Consider the following 14,557-nt stretch of genomic DNA (forward strand, 5'->3'; position numbering starts at 1 on the left):
GACCGCAAGGGCCCCCCCACCAAGGCATGAAACAGTCAGAGCCTAGGCGCAGGCGGCAGGTTCTGGTGGGTTCAGTTCGGCGTTGAACGTGTAGTCAGCACCTTCGGTATTGGCCGTGATGGCAGCTTCCCAGGAACCGTCGTCGATCATTTTGACGATGGCAGCGTTGATGTCTTCACACAGGTCGCTTCCCTTGGTCAGGCCAACCCCGTAGTTCTCCTCGGAGAACGGGTTGCCCACTACCTTGAACTGACCGGCGTTGGCTTCCTGGGAGGCGAGGCCGGCCAGGATGATGTCGTCGGTGGTGACGGCGTCGATCTGACCGCCGCCCATCAGGGAGACACACTCGGCGTAGCTTGGCTGTTCAACCAGGTTGGCGTCAGCCCCGAACTCCTCGTTGATGCGTGCAGCGGAGGTGGAACCGGCAACCGAGCACAGGTTCTTGCCGGCGAGGGTCTCGGGCCCGGTGATCTCGTCGTCGTCGGCGCGTACCAGGAGGTCCTGGCCGGCGACGAAGTAGGGTCCGGCAAAGTCGACTGTCTCTTTGCGCTCGTCAGTGATGGAGTAGGTAGCGAAGATCATGTCCACCTCCTCGGTGGACAGGAGGTTCTCCCGGTTCGCCGACGGAGCCTCCGTCCATTCGATCTGGTCCTCTTCGTAGCCCAGTTCGGCTGCCACGTACTTGGCGACGTCGACGTCGAAGCCGGAGTATTCCCCGCCCTCGTCGAAGCCCAGCCCTGGCTGGTCGAACTTGATGCCGATGCGGATGCTGTCGGAGCCTGCTTCAGAAGCGGTATCGCCGCTGTCATCGCCGCCGCCACAGGCGGACAGCGCGAGTGCTGCTACAGCAGCCATGGCGGCTGCTGCGTATCGGGTCTTGCGCATGATTTCTCCTTGCGTTCGTCTGACTTATTGAAAAATTTGTGGGAGACCGGAGCTAGTGCGCGAGGATCTTGCCGAGGAAGTCCTTGGCGCGCGCGCTCTGGGGATTGGTGAAGAACTCCTCGGGGGTGGCCTCTTCGACGATCTGCCCGTCGGCCATGAAGATCACGCGGTCCGCCGCTTTGCGGGCAAAGCCCATTTCGTGGGTGACCACAATCATGGTCATGCCCTCCTTGGCCAGGGTGACCATGGCGTCGAGGACTTCGTTGATCATTTCGGGGTCAAGCGCCGAGGTTGGCTCGTCAAACAGCATCACCTTCGGCTGCATGGCCAACGCACGGGCGATAGCCACCCGCTGCTGCTGGCCGCCGGAGAGTTGAGCCGGCAGCTTCTGAGCCTGGTTATCGACCCCCACCCGCTTCAACAGGGACATGGCGAGGTCCTTGGCAGCCGAGCTCTTCATGCCCTTGACCTTAATCGGGCCCAGTGTCACGTTCTCCAGGATGGATTTGTGGGCAAACAGGTTGAACGATTGGAACACCATCCCGACGTCGGCGCGTAGCTTGGCGAGCTCCTTGCCTTCGGCGGGAAGTTCGACGCCGTCAATGCGGATCTCGCCGTCGTCAATAGTCTCCAGGCGGTTGATGGCGCGGCAGAGGGTTGACTTGCCAGAACCGGACGGACCGATCACTACCACCACTTCACCCCGGGCAACCTCGAGATTGATGTTCTGCAACACATGGAGGTCGCCGAAGTGCTTGTTGACGTTCTTCAGCTGGACAAGCGGCGTCCCAGCTGATGGTGCAGCGGACGCGGACGAGTTCGCTCTGAAATCACTGGTCATAGACACGAATCTAGCGAACGAATCCATCCTGGCAAGGCATCGCCGCTCCGAATGGCTAAATCGTGACGCAAGAGCAACCAAGGCCGAGAGGGGTTGCGAAGGCCGGATAGGCTCGGAAGATGCCTACAGACGAGTTCGCTTCCGGACCAGCACGCAGCGGCGCACACCACACGCCGTCCCGACGACGCGGGCAGGTGGAGTTGCGCCGCGGTCAGACCAAAGAACCCCAATCCGACAGGTACCTGCTGGACTCCGGGAGTGGGAACCATTTCACCAAGACCGACCCCTGGCGGGTGCTCCGCATCCAGAGCGAGTTCGTCGAGGGATTCGGTACGCTTGCCGAGCTGGGTCCAGCGATCAGCGTCTTCGGCTCGGCACGCACCCCACGGGATTCGCCGTTCTACTCGATCGGCGAGGAGGTGGGCCGCCGCCTGGTGGAGGCCAACTACGCGGTGATCACCGGTGGGGGGCCGGGCGCCATGGAGGCGGCCAACAAGGGCGCCTGCGAGGCGGGCGGGGTGTCAGTTGGCCTGGGGATCGAGCTGCCCTTCGAACAGGGGATGAACGAGTGGGTGGATTTGGGCATCAACTTCAGATACTTTTTCGCGCGGAAAACGATGTTCGTCAAATATGCTCAGGGATTCATTGTGCTGCCGGGCGGATTCGGCACTCTCGACGAACTGTTCGAAGCGATGACGCTGGTCCAGACGCAGAAAGTAACCTCTTTCCCGATTGTGTTGATCGGCACCGAGTTCTGGGCGCCGCTGTGGGAGTGGGTGCGGGGCAGCCTGCTGGCGAACGGGATGATCGCCGCCAAGGACCTGGATCTGGTGCACCTGGTGGACGACCCGGCGGAGGCTGTCCGTCTGGTGCTGGCGGACACCGCATCCCACCGGTCACCGTGACGGCTCTCTGGCACCATTGACCCTGTGAGTATTTTCCTGGTGTTTGTGGCAGTAGCGGTGCTCGGCGCCGTGGCCTTCGGCGTCGTGGGGTGGCGGCCAGCCGGGGACGGAACGGCTGACCCCGGGCCGACGGGAGCCCCCCTGCGAGGGTTGGTTGAACCGACCCCGTCCTTGCCTGCGGTGCTGCTGCCCGCCGACCCGGAGGTGGCCGACGTCGGCGAGATCCGTTTTGCGCTGGCCCTCCGCGGGTACCGGATGGATCAGGTGGACGAGGTGCTGGAGACGTTGGCGGCAGCGCTCGCGGACCGGGACGCGACCATCGCCGAACTCCGCCTGACCCAACAGACCCGCCTGACCCACCAGGACCAGCCGTGACCGCTGCGGGCGCGGTCCGGGGGGAAGACGGCCTGGTGCGGTGCGACTGGGCCAACTCGAGCGAGGACTACAGGGCGTACCACGACGAGGAGTGGGGCCGCCCCGTCACCGGTGAGGCGGCGCTGTTCGAACGGCTCAGCCTTGAAGCCTTCCAATCGGGTCTGAGCTGGATCACCATCCTGCGCAAGCGGGAGGCCTTCCGTGCGGCTTTCAGCCACTTCGATCCCTTGGTGGTTGCGGGGTTCGACGACGACGACGTCGAGCGGCTCCTCCAGGATGGAGGAATCGTCCGCAACCGGGCGAAAATCCTTGCGACCATCGGCAACGCCCGTGCCCTCCTGCACCTGCCGGCAGGGGAGAGTCTCGCGGCCATCCTTGAATCGCACCGCCCGGCCTCGGGACCGGTACCGGTGGCGTTGGCCAATGTGCCGGCGGTGGTGCCCGAGTCGGTGGCCCTGGCCAAGGCCCTCCGCGACTACGGATTCCGGTTTGTCGGACCCACCACCGGATACGCGATGCTGCAGGCAACGGGGTTCGTCAACGACCACCTGCGGGACTGCTGGGTACGGGACTCGATGTGACCCACAACGCATCGCGATTCGCCCAGTCCGGCCTTGTGCGGGATAATGGTGATGGATCAATGCGCGGGGGCCAGCATGCCGTCGTGCAACTGACGTTTATTTTCGTTGACGGGCGGCCGGGGATCCCGGGCGCACACATTTGAAGGGATACTCCTTATGGCTGCCATGAAACCGCGGACCGGCGATGGGCCGATGGAAGTCACCAAAGAGGGCCGCAGCTTGATCATGCGGGTCCCGATCGACGGTGGCGGGCGGCTTGTCGTTGAACTCAACGCGGAGGAAGCCGGCAAGCTCAAGGACTGTCTCCTGACCGTGACCGAATAGCTGACCAACACCAACCAGTCCGAGTCCCCGGTCAGGTGGCCGACGTCGGAAGCCCGACGCCGGCCGACCCGGTCTCACTCAGCGGGCGATCGGCATCTTGACGGCGAGCAGCAATCCCTGGCCGGTGGGAAGCAGCGCCGACACCAGTTGGTCGTGGTCGCGGACGATCCGGCCGACCTGGCGCAGGATGTTGGTTGATTCCTCACGGATGGCCGGGTCGGCGACTCGGTCCTGGTCCAGGGCATCGTTGAGCATCAGCATGCCGCCCGGTTTCAGGAGCCGGATGGCCTGATTCGCGTACAGGGGGAGGCCTGCCTTGTCCGCGTCGATGAAGACGAGGTCGTAGGCGGCGTCCGTCAGGCGCGGCAACACGTCCGCAGCGCGGCCGGAGATCGTGCGGGTCCGATTTCCCGGTACCCCCGCCTCCGCGTAGGCTTCCCGGGCCGCACGCAGGTGGTCGACGTCGGAATCGATGGTGGTGAGAACCGCCTGCGGTCCCAACCCGCGCAGGAGACACACGCCTGACACGCCCGCGCCAGCACCTATCTCCACGACGGTCTGGGCCTTCGACGACGCAGCCAGGACGGTCAGCGCCGCTGCTACCCCGGTGCTCACCGGGGTGACGCCAAGCTCGTAGGACCGGTCGCGTGCACGCAGGAGCACTTCATCCTCATCGGGGAGTCCCTCGGCGTATGACCAGCTGCTCTGTTTGTCCGCGCTCATATATCTACCGCTCAGTCTTTTCGTTCATGTCACGTGTGGCCGCCGGGATGGTGACGCCGGCGCAGCCACATCTTTTTGTACTGTCAGTTTCCGTACCCAGCCTATCGGGTGTGGGCCCAGCACCCTACCGGACGCGGACCGGGAAATTGTGCGGCCGTCAGTCCGGCTTCGCCCTGCCGACATGCCTTAGTTTTCCAGCGATCTCCCAGCTTGGTGGGGCAGTATTTCAGCTCCAGGCATCCGGTGCGTCAGTGGCCGCGAATACCTTGGGAGACGGCACAAGCCGTCTCACAGTGGGAGGAGAGGAAGATGACCACTTCGCATTCAACGGTGGCCGCTTCAACCGTGGCCGACGGACCAAGCGATGGCGAAACACCCTGGGTTGCTCCGTCCTGGGAAGAAGTGGTGGTTGTCCATTCACCGAAGGTGTACCGCCTCGCCTACCGCCTGACCGGCAACAAGTTCGACGCCGAGGATCTCACCCAGGAAGTCTTTGTCAGGGTGTTCCGTTCGCTGGCAAACTTCAAGCCGGGCACCCTCGACGGGTGGCTGCACCGCATCACCACCAACCTGTTCCTGGATCAGGCGCGCCGCAAGAGCCGGATCAGATTCGATGGCCTGACCGACGAAGCCGAAAGCCGCCTCCCCAGCAACCATCCCGGACCGGAACGCAGCTTCGAGTTCAACAATCTCGACATTGATGTTCAGGCAGCACTCGAAGAGCTTCCCCCTGATTTCCGTGCCGCTGTGGTTTTGTGTGATCTGGAAGGTCTCGCCTATAACGAGGTCGCAGAAGCGTTGGGCGTCAAGCTGGGAACTGTACGGTCTCGAATCCACCGTGGGCGCACCATGCTGCGGGAGAAACTGGCCCACCGGGACCCCACCCTCACCGCGGCCAAGAGCCCCCGCATGAAGCTGCCCCGGATCGCGGGTGCCCGTTAGCGGTCATGCGACATCCGAAGCGGCAGCTAGCTGATTTCGTCGACGGGGAATTGCCCCCCGGTCGCCGTCGGGCGGTGGAGAGGCACCTCGCCCGCTGTTCTTCCTGCCGGGACACCGTGCAGTCGAATCGTCGTGTACGAAGCCAGCTGCAAAATTCGCCGGTTCCCTGCCCTGACGCTGACCTGTTTGATCGGATTATGGCGACCGCCGACCGGACACCCTCCCGTCCCGCGGACCTGGGCGGCGTCGTCGGCCGCCAGCAGCGCCGGCACTCCAGTTTCGCCTCGCGGCATCGGACACCGATGGCCGTCACTGGGGGCTTGGCAGTGGTGGCCCTCGCCACGCTGACCGGTGCGTATGCCCTGGGTGCTGAGTCGGAAAGCGAAGTCCTTGCCGGCAGCGGACGGAACGGCGCACTGATGGCCGGGTGGCAGTCGGTGGCCCCCAGCACCCCTTCAGCCCTCAATGACAGCCAGCTCGAAGAGCTCAGGGGCGATGGGTGGTATTGCCCCGATCTGGAGATGTTGGGCTTCACCGTGGTGAGCGCCGAAGCCATGACGATCGCCGGCCGCCCGGCGCTGATGATGGTGCTCGACGACGGCGCAGATTCGGTCACCATCTACGAACAGCGCAAACTGGGCGACGGGCGCGAACCCGTAGCATCGCCCCCCATCAACGCGGTCACGGGAAACACGGTCGTCGCCGACGGTTTTGAACGCATTGGGGGAATGCAACGCCAGGTCTGGGTGCATCCGGGCCACTCGTGGCAGGTGGTACTTGACTCGCAATCCGTGACCTACACCGTCGTGTCCAGTCTGCCGGCAGCCGAGATGCCACAGGCCGTGAGCCAGTTGGTGCTTGCCGAGCATTCGCGGTTGGACCCCACCGAGCCGACCGCCCAGGATCCGGTGAGCAGGATCCTCCGGGGGCTCAGCAAGCTGGCACAGCCAGCCACTGGCCAGTGAGCCAAATAGCTCCTGCCGTCGGGGAACGGTAGTCTTTTTCCGTGTTGGGAATCAACGGGCTCGAGTTCTTGCTGCTGGCTGTGATCGCCGTCATGGTCCTCGGACCTGAGCGGCTGCCGGAGTATGCCGCCCAACTGGCCCGGCTGGTCAAGGACCTCCGCCGGATGGCCACCGGCGCCAGGGAACAGCTGCGCGAGGAGGTGGGCCCGGAACTTGACGATGTGGATTGGCGCAAACTCGACCCCCGCCAGTACGACCCGCGACGGATCATCAAGGAAGCCTTGATCGACGACGTCCAGGAGGCGTTCAAGCCAGTCAGCGGGGGTGCGCCCGGAGCTTCAGCGCCCGGAGCGCCAGTTCCTCCCGCGCGGGGTCGATCGCTGCCCTCGGTGGCGACGTCGCCCCATCTGGGTGTCGGGCAGTTGGCACCGTTCGATCTGGAAGCCACCTAGCCTCCACCATCATGGGTCGGCGGGAGTGCTAGCTGGGGGTGACCTTCAGCCGGAGGTTGTCCAGGCCCCGCGGACGGCGGGCCAGGGTTCCTGCGATGCCCCGGAGCTCCCGTGCCGCGGCCGACTCGTTGGGCCCCGCCACAATCGGTGCCCCGCTATCCCCGCCCTCGCGCAGAGCGATTTCCAGGGGGATACTGCCCAGCAGCGGAACCGGGTACCCCATGGCTTCGGTCAGGCGGGCCGCGAGGGCCGACCCTCCGCCCGCCCCGAATAGCTCCATCCGCTCCCCTCCGGGAAGCTCGAGCCACGACATGTTCTCGATGACTCCCGACACCTTCTGCCCGGTCTGGCTGGCGATGGTGCCAGCCCGTTCGGCGACGTCGGCGGCCGCGGTCTGGGGGGTGGTGACGACCAACAGCTCCGAGGAGGGCAGGAGTTGGGCGACGGAGATCGCAATGTCTCCCGTCCCAGGCGGCAGGTCGAGGAACAAGACGTCCAGGTCGCCGAAGTGGACGTCGCTGAGGAATTGTTCAAGCGCACGGTGGAGCATCGGACCGCGCCAGGCAACCGGTTGGTTACCGCTGATGAACATGCCGATCGAGATGACCTTGACGTCATAGGCCACCGGGGGGAGGATCATCTCGTCGACCCGGGTCGGCGGCTGGCTGATGCCCAGCAGGGACGGTATCGAGAAGCCGTAGACGTCGGCGTCGACGATTCCGACCCTGAGCCCCTGGGCGGCCATGGCCACGGCAAGATTGACTGTCACACTGGATTTGCCAACGCCGCCCTTTCCGCTGGCCACCGCGTAGATCCGTGTGAGCGACCCTTCGTCATTGAACGGTATGCCTCGGGCGCCGGAAGGTCCCCTGAGCTGTTCTTTAAGTCGGTCCCGCTGCTCCTGGGTCATCACCCCGAGCCGCACCGTGACCGAGGTGACCCCGGGGAGGCCCGCCACTGCACCATGGACATCGTGGGTGATGGTGTCGCGGAGCGGGCACCCGGCGATGGTCAGCAGCACCTCGACTGTCACAGCGCCGTCGTCGATCTCCGTCCCGGCGACCATGCCCAGCTCGGTGATCGGTTTGCGCAGTTCGGGATCGATCACTGTGGCCAGGGCTTTGTGGATGTCCTCCCGCAACGTCACAAGAGGTCGGGCCGGTTGGGCTGGAGTTTTGGAAGGGAGGCGGTGGGGTCGCCGCCCTTACGGCGCGCCTTCCGGGTGGGCGTCGTGTCCTTGTCCTCGGCGGTGTCGAGGATCTCCTCAAGGACCGAGCGCAACTCGGACCTGACGTAGTCGCGGGTGGCAACTTCCCGGAGGGCGATGCGTAGCTCGGCGATCTCGCGGGTCAGATACTCGGTGTCCGAGAGGTTCCGTTCGGCGCGGTGTCGGTCTTCCCGCAGGGACACTCGGTCGCGGTCGTCCTGCCGGTTCTGGGCCAGGAGCAGCAGCGGAGCGGCATAGGAGGCCTGGAGCGACAGCATCAGGGTCAGCAGGGTGAAGCCGATGGCGGCACTGTCAAAGCGCAAACCGCCCGGCGCCCATGAGTTCCATGCGAGCCAGAGCGCAACGAACACCGTCATGTAGAACAGGAACTGGGGGGTGCCCATGAACCGCGCGAAGTTTTCGGTGGCGCTGCCAAACCGGTCGGGGTTGGGCCGGAGCCGGGGCAGCCACCGCGTACGGCTCTCGCGGGGAGTATCGAGCCCTGTCGCAGTGGTCTTGATCCGCTCAGCCATTGGTTGCTCCCTTCGTCAGCCCCGGGTAGTCGTTGGCAGCCCGCCAGTCATCGGGCAGGAGGTGGTCGAGGACGTCGTCGACGGTCACAGCACCGACCAGGCGTCCCTCGGCATTGACCACCGGGAGGGAGTTGAGGTTATAGGTGGCCAGAATTCGTGCCACCTCGCTGATGTTCGCCTGGTCGCCGACGGGTTCCAGATCGGTATCCACAATGTTGCCCAGCTGTTCCGGCGGCGGGAACCGCAGCAGCTGCTGGATGTGGACGACGCCGAGATACCGGCCGGTGGGCGTCTCGTGTGGGGGACGGCACACGAAGATCGACGACGCCAGCGCCGGGGTGAGCTCCTCGCGCCGGACGTGGGCGAGGGCCTCGGCCACCGTCGCCTCGGGAGGCAGGATGACGGGGACCGTGGTCATCATGGAACCGGCAGTGTCCTCGTCATACTGCAGGAGCCGCCGGACGTCGTCGGCGTCCTCGGGTTCCATCAGAGCCAGCAGATCCTCCTTCTGGGCTTCCGGAAGCTCATTGAGCAGGTCGGCGGCGTCGTCCGGGTCCATCTCCTCAAGCACATCGGCGGCACGCTCGCGGTGAAGCGAGGATAGGATCTGCACCTGGTCGTCGTCGGGAAGCTCCTGCAGAATGTCAGCGAGTCGGTCGTCCTGCAGCGCCCCGGCAATCTCGGTTCGGCGCTTGTCGCTCATCTCGTGCAGGGCGTCGGCGAAGTCGGCCGGTTTGAGGTCCTCGTGCTGGGCCACGAACTGGGCTGCACCCTGCGGTTCGGCGGCGCTGCCGTGGTAGGCGTCCAACCAGTTGACGATGAGGCGTTCGCCGCGGCGCAGGCCGCGCAGGGCCGACGACGACGAACCGCGACGAACGAAGACCTGCGAGACGTGCCAGTCACCGGCACGATCCATTTCGATGGCAATGTCCTCAACTACCGCCTCGCCACTGCCGTCGCGGAGCGTCACCTTGCGGTCAAAAAGGCCGCCGACGACGAGCATCTCGGCGCCGCGCTGCTCAAAGCGCCGGAGGTTCACGAGCCCGGTACAGATGATCTGGGTTGAGTCGATGGAGGTGACTCGGGTCATGGGAACGAACACCCGCCGTTTGCCTGGTACCTCGACAACCAGACCCACTGCCTGGGGGGCCGTGGTGGGGCCAAGGTCGAGGACCACTGCATCACGGAGTCGGCCCAGACGGTCGCCCAGGGGGTCAAAGACGTCGAGTCCAAGCAGGCGCGCCACGAAGACGCGAGTGGGGTTAGTGCTCACCTGCCTAGGTTACTTCGGAACGGCCGGTTCTGTGTTACTCGATAGCGGGCTGGGTCCAGTGTCTCGTTCACTGCGAGCGATACGGCCCCACAGTCTGGCCAAAGTGGGCAAGAATGGGATCATGTCAAACGTGCTCGGTCGAACGGCGTCACGGGATGAAGGCCGCATCCTGCCCAAAGGCGAGACGGTCGGACGGTACAGCGCCTACCTAGACGCTCAGAAGGCAGTGGATTACCTTGCCGACAGCAAGTTCCCGGTGCAGAAGGTCTCTATCATCGGCAGCGAGCTGAAAACTGTTGAGCGGGTCACCGGACGGCTCAGCTACCCCCGGGTGGCTCTGGCCAGCGCGGCCACTGGAGCCTGGTTCGGGTTCTTCGTGGGCCTGATCCTGACCCTGTTCGGCGACGGCGGCGCGTACCTCCCCATCGTGACGGCAATGGCGCTCGGCGCGGTGTTCTGGTTGCTGTTCGGCGTCATCACCTACGCGTTCCAGCGCGGCAAGCGTGACTTCACGTCAACCAGCCAGGTCATCGCGACCAGCTACGACGTCATCGTCGAGCCGGAATCGGTCAATGAGGCCCGCCGCATGCTGCAGCAGCTGCCGATGAACGGCCAGGCCCAGCACCCGGGCGGACCGGCCCAGGGCTGGCAGCCACCGGCGACACCCCTTGCCGGACCGCCCGCGGGAGGTCCCGAGCACTCAGCAGGTCCACAGAATCCCGGTCGGCAGCCCCAACGCCCGCCGGTCTGGCAGGACCCCCTCGGCCAGCCAATTCGGGATAGCCAACAGCCTCACACCACCGACCCAGCGGCAGCCGCGGGAAGCACCACCGAGCAGGGCGACAACACCCCGGCGCAGGGTCCACAGATCGGACCGCGGCGGGGCCAGTTCGCCGACCTCCCGGACGGGCGTCCCCAGTATGGGGTCCGGGTGGACCAGCCGGATCACAGCGCAACGCCCGGGGCAACCCCAAAGGGCGGTTCTGAGGGGTCGGGTCCTGAGGTGTCGGGTCCTGAGGTGCCGGGCGCGGATGGGTCGAACCGAGCCTAGGTCGACCAGGCCGACCGGTCCTGGTGCTGCGGGGAGTAGGGAGGCGACATGCAATTCGATGCCAGCCGTAGGGCACTGATCCTTGCCGGTCTCGGAATGACCGTGGTCGGATGTGCGAGGGTGTCAGCCGAAGCCCCGCAAGGGCAGGCCTCCAGCACCCCACCTACGGCCAGCGAGACGTTGACGGCGACACCGACGCCCTCTCCCGAACCAATGTCATCGACCCCACCCCTGGAGCCCCGGCTTATTACGCCGACCCGTGACGACATCATCGAAAGATTCACCGCAACAGTGCCACAGCACTGGGGATTAGACGTGTCAGGAGTGATCAGCACCCTACCCGCAGGTGCTACCGGAGTTGCACTGACCCTCGATTATTGCGGCGGACCAGGCGGTGACCTGGCCGACCACACGATCCTGAACCTCCTGCGACAGCACAACATGCCGACAACCCAGCATTGACCAAGGAACTGGCAAACGATCCGTTGTTCGAAATTGCGAACCACGGCACCCGCCACCTGCCACTAAGCGTGACGGGCCAAAGCGCCTACGGCATACCCGGGACCGTGGGGCCGGGGGAAATTTACGACGAGATCATGGTCAACACCGCGATGATCACCGACCTTACCGGGAAAGCACCACGCTTTTTCAGATCCGGCACAGCGCACCTGGATGAGGTGGCCGCGCAAATCTGCCTCGCCCTGAGCCAGACGCCTACGGGATTCAATATCAACGCCGACGCCGGCGCAACCTATCCGGCGCTCCGCATAGCCCAGGAAGTCGGGCGGGCACAGGCCGGGGACATCATCATCGCCCACGGAAACCAACCCCGCGCGGCAACAGGGGAGGGCCTAGTCGAAGCCCTCAACCAGCGACCCGGTCGTCGAGAAGATTTCGTCACCCTGACCACAGCAATGACGACCTAGCCCAACCACCACAATCGTCGGGTCGGAACGCCCACCGCGGTAGTCGTTGACTACTCGCCGGTGGGGCTGTAGATGCCCGCCATCCAGGCTTCGACGTCGTCCGCCTCGCGGGGAAGCGCGGCGCTGAGGTTCACCGGGCCGTCAGCGGTCATCAGAATGTCGTCTTCGATCCGGACACCAATGCCCCGGAATTCCTCTGGGACCGCCAGGTCCTCGTCCTTGAAGTACAGGCCGGGTTCGATGGTGAAGACCATGCCCGCTGTGAGGATGCCGTCCAGGTAGAGTTCTCGCTTGGCCTGGGCGCAGTCGTGAACATCCATGCCGAGGTGGTGGCTGGTGCCGTGCGGCATCCAGCGGCGGTGGTGCTGGCCATCCTGGGACAGCGCCTCCTCTAGGGAGACCGGGAGGAGACCCCACGCGTCCAGCCGCTCGGCGAGCACTGTGATGGCTGCCTGGTGAACATCCCTGAACTTGCATCCCGGCTGTGCAGCGGCGAACCCAGCGTCTGCGGCGTCCAGGACTGCCTGGTAGATCTTCCGCTGGACGTCACTGTATTTGCCGTTGACCGGGAGGGTGCGGGTGATGTCCGCGGTGTACAGGCTGTCGGCCTCAACGCCGGCGTCGAGGAGCAGGAGGTCCCCGGCGTGGACCTGCCCGCTGTTGCGGATCCAGTGCAGCACCGTGGCGTTGTTGCCGGAGGCCGCAATGGTGTCGTACCCCAGGTCGTTGCCTTCCTCACGGGCGCGGGCGAAGAATGCGCCCTCGACCACGCGCTCGCCGCGGGGGTGAGTGATCGCGCGGGGGAGTTCCTTGACCACTTCGTGGAACCCGTTGACCGTCGCAGCGACGGCGATCTTCAGCTGGTCCACTTCCCAGGCGTCCTTGAGTAGGCGCAGTTCGGAGAGGGCCTCGGCCAGCTTGCCGTCCAGTTCGTCGGACTTCTCCAAATCGACGCCGGTGTTGATCCGGGAGGTGTCCACCAGGGCGTCAGCGTTCATGTCCACCTCACGCAGGAGCCGGATCCGCATGCCGCCGACCTCGGGGACACCGGCGTCCTTGGTCACTGCCGTTTCAAGCTCGGCGAGGTCGGCGGTCTCGATGGAGAGCAGCGCCCTGATCTGTGCATGCGAGAGCCGGGAGCCGATCCAGAATTCGCCGTAGCGGGCGTTCGCGTAAAACTCCGGGTTGTCATGCCCGGCGAGTTCCCTGAAATACAAGGTGGCGTGGTGCTGGCCGCCGTCGTCGCCCTGGCCAGCCTCGACCGGTTCCATGATCAGCACGGCATCCGGTTCGTGGTCGAGCCCGAGGCCGGTGAGGTGGGCGAAGCCGGAGTGCGGCCGGAACCGGTAGTCGGTGTCGTTGGAGCGGACCTTGAACGGTCCGGCGGGGATCACGAGGCGCTCGCCCGGGAACCGGTCCGAGATGGTGCGACGACGCTTCGCTGCGTGCGGCGCCACCTCGGTCTCGGCAGGCAGTTCGGTGTGCCTCGGCGCCCACTGCTGAGCCATGAACGCCTTGAATGCCTCCGAATCGGGGCGCTGCGAACGGTTCTCGTTCCGCGCTGCGAGGGGCTGCTCCTCGGGAGCGGATGGCCCGACGGCGGTCTGGGACAGGGTCTTGTTCTCTGCAGTACTCACGCCTCCATGATCTCACTGGTACCGGAGGCAACCAAACAGCTGTCAGCCGGAACAACGGGGCGGGCGTAGATTAGATGGGTGAGAATCGACCTACACACCCACTCAACCGGCTCCGATGGCACCGAAAGTCCTGCCGAGCTCATCAGGGCAGCGCGGAACGCTGACCTGGACGTGATTGCCCTGACGGATCATGACTCTACGGCCGGCTGGGCTGACGCCGCCGATGCGGCGCGGGTGCACGGGGTGGCGCTGGTCCCCGGGATGGAGGTGTCCTGCCGGACGGAGACCGGTATCAGTGTTCATGTGCTCTCCTACCTGCACGATTCGTTGCATGCCGGTCTGGTGGCCGAAATCCAGCGGTCAAGGGATGCCAGGCTGTCGCGGGCCGAGCGGATGGTGGAGCGTCTGGGGGCGGACTATCCCATCACCTGGTCGGATGTTCAGGAGCATATTGCCGTGGGTGCGACGGTGGGGCGCCCCCATATTGCCGATACCCTCGTGACGCTCGGTATTGTTTCCGATCGCAGTGAGGCGTTCACCCACATCCTCACCGCTGCGTCGCCCTACTGGGTGGGTCACTACGCACCGCACCCCGCCCAGGCGGTGGAGCTGATCCGCGCGGCAGGGGGCGTCGCGGTCTTCGCTCACCCGGTGGCCTCGGCGCGCGGGCGGATCGTGGGCGACGACGTCATCGGGCAGATGATCGACGCCGGGCTGCAGGGCCTTGAGGTTGAGCACCGGGACAACCCCGAGCCGGGGCGCCAGGAGTTGCGGCGGATCGCGGCCAGGGACGGTCTGCTGATGACAGGGTCCAGCGATTATCACGGTGAAGGAAAACCGAACCGGCTCGGGGAGAACCTCACATCCCCGTCGGTCCTGGAACAGATCGAATTGCTTGCAAGCGGCTCGCCCGTGGTCCGCTGAGCGGCCTTCGATA

18 protein-coding genes and 1 pseudogene are annotated in these 14,557 nt (G+C 65.3%); 12 read left to right on the forward strand and 7 right to left on the reverse strand.

The window, feature by feature from the left end:
* Nucleotides 1–42: 42 nt before the first annotated feature.
* Both ACX80G_RS02745 and ACX80G_RS02750 read right to left on the reverse strand, forming a co-directional pair.
* Nucleotides 43–885, reverse strand: coding sequence for a glutamate ABC transporter substrate-binding protein (locus tag ACX80G_RS02745; RefSeq protein WP_459305456.1), 843 nt, complete (start codon nt 883–885; stop codon nt 43–45).
* 52 nt (nt 886–937) lie between these two features.
* A complete protein-coding gene (locus ACX80G_RS02750; RefSeq protein WP_459305457.1) occupies nt 938–1,726 on the reverse strand; it encodes an amino acid ABC transporter ATP-binding protein in 789 nt (262 codons plus the stop codon).
* Between the two features lie 119 nt (nt 1,727–1,845).
* On the opposite strand from ACX80G_RS02750, the gene ACX80G_RS02755 reads away from it, so the two are divergent.
* From ACX80G_RS02755 to ACX80G_RS02770, 4 genes are all read left to right on the forward strand, one after another.
* Nucleotides 1,846–2,631 carry an LOG family protein gene (locus ACX80G_RS02755; RefSeq protein WP_459305458.1) on the forward strand — a complete coding sequence of 262 codons (786 nt, stop codon included), beginning with the start codon at nt 1,846–1,848 and terminating at the stop codon, nt 2,629–2,631.
* A 24-nt stretch (nt 2,632–2,655) separates the two neighbouring features.
* Entirely contained in the window at nt 2,656–3,006 is a 351-nt protein-coding gene (locus ACX80G_RS02760; RefSeq protein ID WP_459305459.1) for a DivIVA domain-containing protein, read from the forward strand.
* Complete coding sequence (locus tag ACX80G_RS02765; RefSeq protein ID WP_459305460.1) at nt 3,003–3,587, forward strand: DNA-3-methyladenine glycosylase I; 585 nt, start codon at nt 3,003–3,005, stop codon at nt 3,585–3,587. Before ACX80G_RS02760 ends, ACX80G_RS02765 begins: the two co-directional genes overlap by 4 nt.
* 156 nt (nt 3,588–3,743) lie before the next feature.
* Nucleotides 3,744–3,911 (forward strand): DUF3117 domain-containing protein, encoded by a 168-nt coding sequence (locus ACX80G_RS02770; RefSeq protein WP_167993928.1) that lies wholly within the window; start codon nt 3,744–3,746, stop codon nt 3,909–3,911.
* A 78-nt stretch (nt 3,912–3,989) separates the two neighbouring features.
* Here the strand turns inward: ACX80G_RS02770 and ACX80G_RS02775 are convergent, their stop codons facing one another.
* On the reverse strand, nt 3,990–4,634 hold the full coding sequence (locus ACX80G_RS02775) for an O-methyltransferase (RefSeq protein WP_459305461.1): 645 nt from the start codon (nt 4,632–4,634) through the stop codon (nt 3,990–3,992).
* Between the two features lie 309 nt (nt 4,635–4,943).
* Here ACX80G_RS02775 and sigE point away from each other — a divergent pair, with 309 nt between their 5' ends.
* The 4 genes and pseudogenes from sigE to ACX80G_RS02795 all read left to right on the forward strand — a co-directional run bounded on the left by sigE (nt 4,944) and on the right by ACX80G_RS02795 (nt 6,993).
* Nucleotides 4,944–5,576, forward strand: a complete 633-nt coding sequence (gene sigE / locus ACX80G_RS02780; protein ID WP_459305462.1) for an RNA polymerase sigma factor SigE — start codon at nt 4,944–4,946, stop codon at nt 5,574–5,576.
* A gap of 5 nt (nt 5,577–5,581) precedes the next feature.
* Nucleotides 5,582–5,674: pseudogene (locus tag ACX80G_RS02785) on the forward strand (zf-HC2 domain-containing protein); the annotation flags it as partial.
* A gap of 99 nt (nt 5,675–5,773) precedes the next feature.
* Nucleotides 5,774–6,541 (forward strand): hypothetical protein, encoded by a 768-nt coding sequence (locus tag ACX80G_RS02790; protein WP_459305732.1) that lies wholly within the window; start codon nt 5,774–5,776, stop codon nt 6,539–6,541.
* A 41-nt stretch (nt 6,542–6,582) separates the two neighbouring features.
* A complete protein-coding gene (locus ACX80G_RS02795; RefSeq protein ID WP_459305463.1) occupies nt 6,583–6,993 on the forward strand; it encodes a twin-arginine translocase TatA/TatE family subunit in 411 nt (136 codons plus the stop codon).
* 28 nt (nt 6,994–7,021) lie between these two features.
* Here ACX80G_RS02795 and ACX80G_RS02800 read toward each other — a convergent pair whose 3' ends face one another.
* The 3 genes from ACX80G_RS02800 to ACX80G_RS02810 are packed head-to-tail and all read right to left on the reverse strand — an operon-like array spanning nt 7,022 to nt 10,006.
* A complete protein-coding gene (locus ACX80G_RS02800) occupies nt 7,022–8,140 on the reverse strand; it encodes an Mrp/NBP35 family ATP-binding protein (RefSeq protein WP_459305464.1) in 1,119 nt (372 codons plus the stop codon).
* A complete protein-coding gene (locus ACX80G_RS02805) occupies nt 8,137–8,733 on the reverse strand; it encodes a DUF1003 domain-containing protein (protein WP_459305465.1) in 597 nt (198 codons plus the stop codon). Before ACX80G_RS02805 ends, ACX80G_RS02800 begins: the two co-directional genes overlap by 4 nt.
* Entirely contained in the window at nt 8,726–10,006 is a 1,281-nt protein-coding gene (locus tag ACX80G_RS02810; RefSeq protein ID WP_459305466.1) for a magnesium transporter MgtE N-terminal domain-containing protein, read from the reverse strand. Before ACX80G_RS02810 ends, ACX80G_RS02805 begins: the two co-directional genes overlap by 8 nt.
* A gap of 121 nt (nt 10,007–10,127) precedes the next feature.
* Between ACX80G_RS02810 and ACX80G_RS02815 the strand changes: the two genes are divergently transcribed.
* From ACX80G_RS02815 to ACX80G_RS02825, 3 genes are read left to right on the forward strand one after another with little or no spacing between them, the layout of a single operon-like run.
* Entirely contained in the window at nt 10,128–11,057 is a 930-nt protein-coding gene (locus tag ACX80G_RS02815) for a YflT domain-containing protein (RefSeq protein WP_459305467.1), read from the forward strand.
* Between the two features lie 48 nt (nt 11,058–11,105).
* The gene (locus tag ACX80G_RS02820; protein WP_459305468.1) at nt 11,106–11,519 is read left to right on the forward strand and encodes a hypothetical protein; all 414 of its coding nucleotides are present in this window, start codon (nt 11,106–11,108) and stop codon (nt 11,517–11,519) included.
* Nucleotides 11,516–11,983 carry a polysaccharide deacetylase family protein gene (locus tag ACX80G_RS02825; protein ID WP_459305469.1) on the forward strand — a complete coding sequence of 156 codons (468 nt, stop codon included), beginning with the start codon at nt 11,516–11,518 and terminating at the stop codon, nt 11,981–11,983. The genes ACX80G_RS02820 and ACX80G_RS02825 overlap by 4 nt, the downstream gene beginning before the upstream one ends.
* A 50-nt stretch (nt 11,984–12,033) precedes the next feature.
* Here ACX80G_RS02825 and ACX80G_RS02830 read toward each other — a convergent pair whose 3' ends face one another.
* Entirely contained in the window at nt 12,034–13,596 is a 1,563-nt protein-coding gene (locus ACX80G_RS02830) for an aminopeptidase P family protein (RefSeq protein WP_459305714.1), read from the reverse strand.
* 102 nt (nt 13,597–13,698) lie between these two features.
* On the opposite strand from ACX80G_RS02830, the gene ACX80G_RS02835 reads away from it, so the two are divergent.
* On the forward strand, nt 13,699–14,544 hold the full coding sequence (locus tag ACX80G_RS02835; protein ID WP_459305470.1) for a PHP domain-containing protein: 846 nt from the start codon (nt 13,699–13,701) through the stop codon (nt 14,542–14,544).
* Nucleotides 14,545–14,557: the final 13 nt, after the last annotated feature.

Source organism: Arthrobacter glycogeni, from assembly GCF_054510815.1.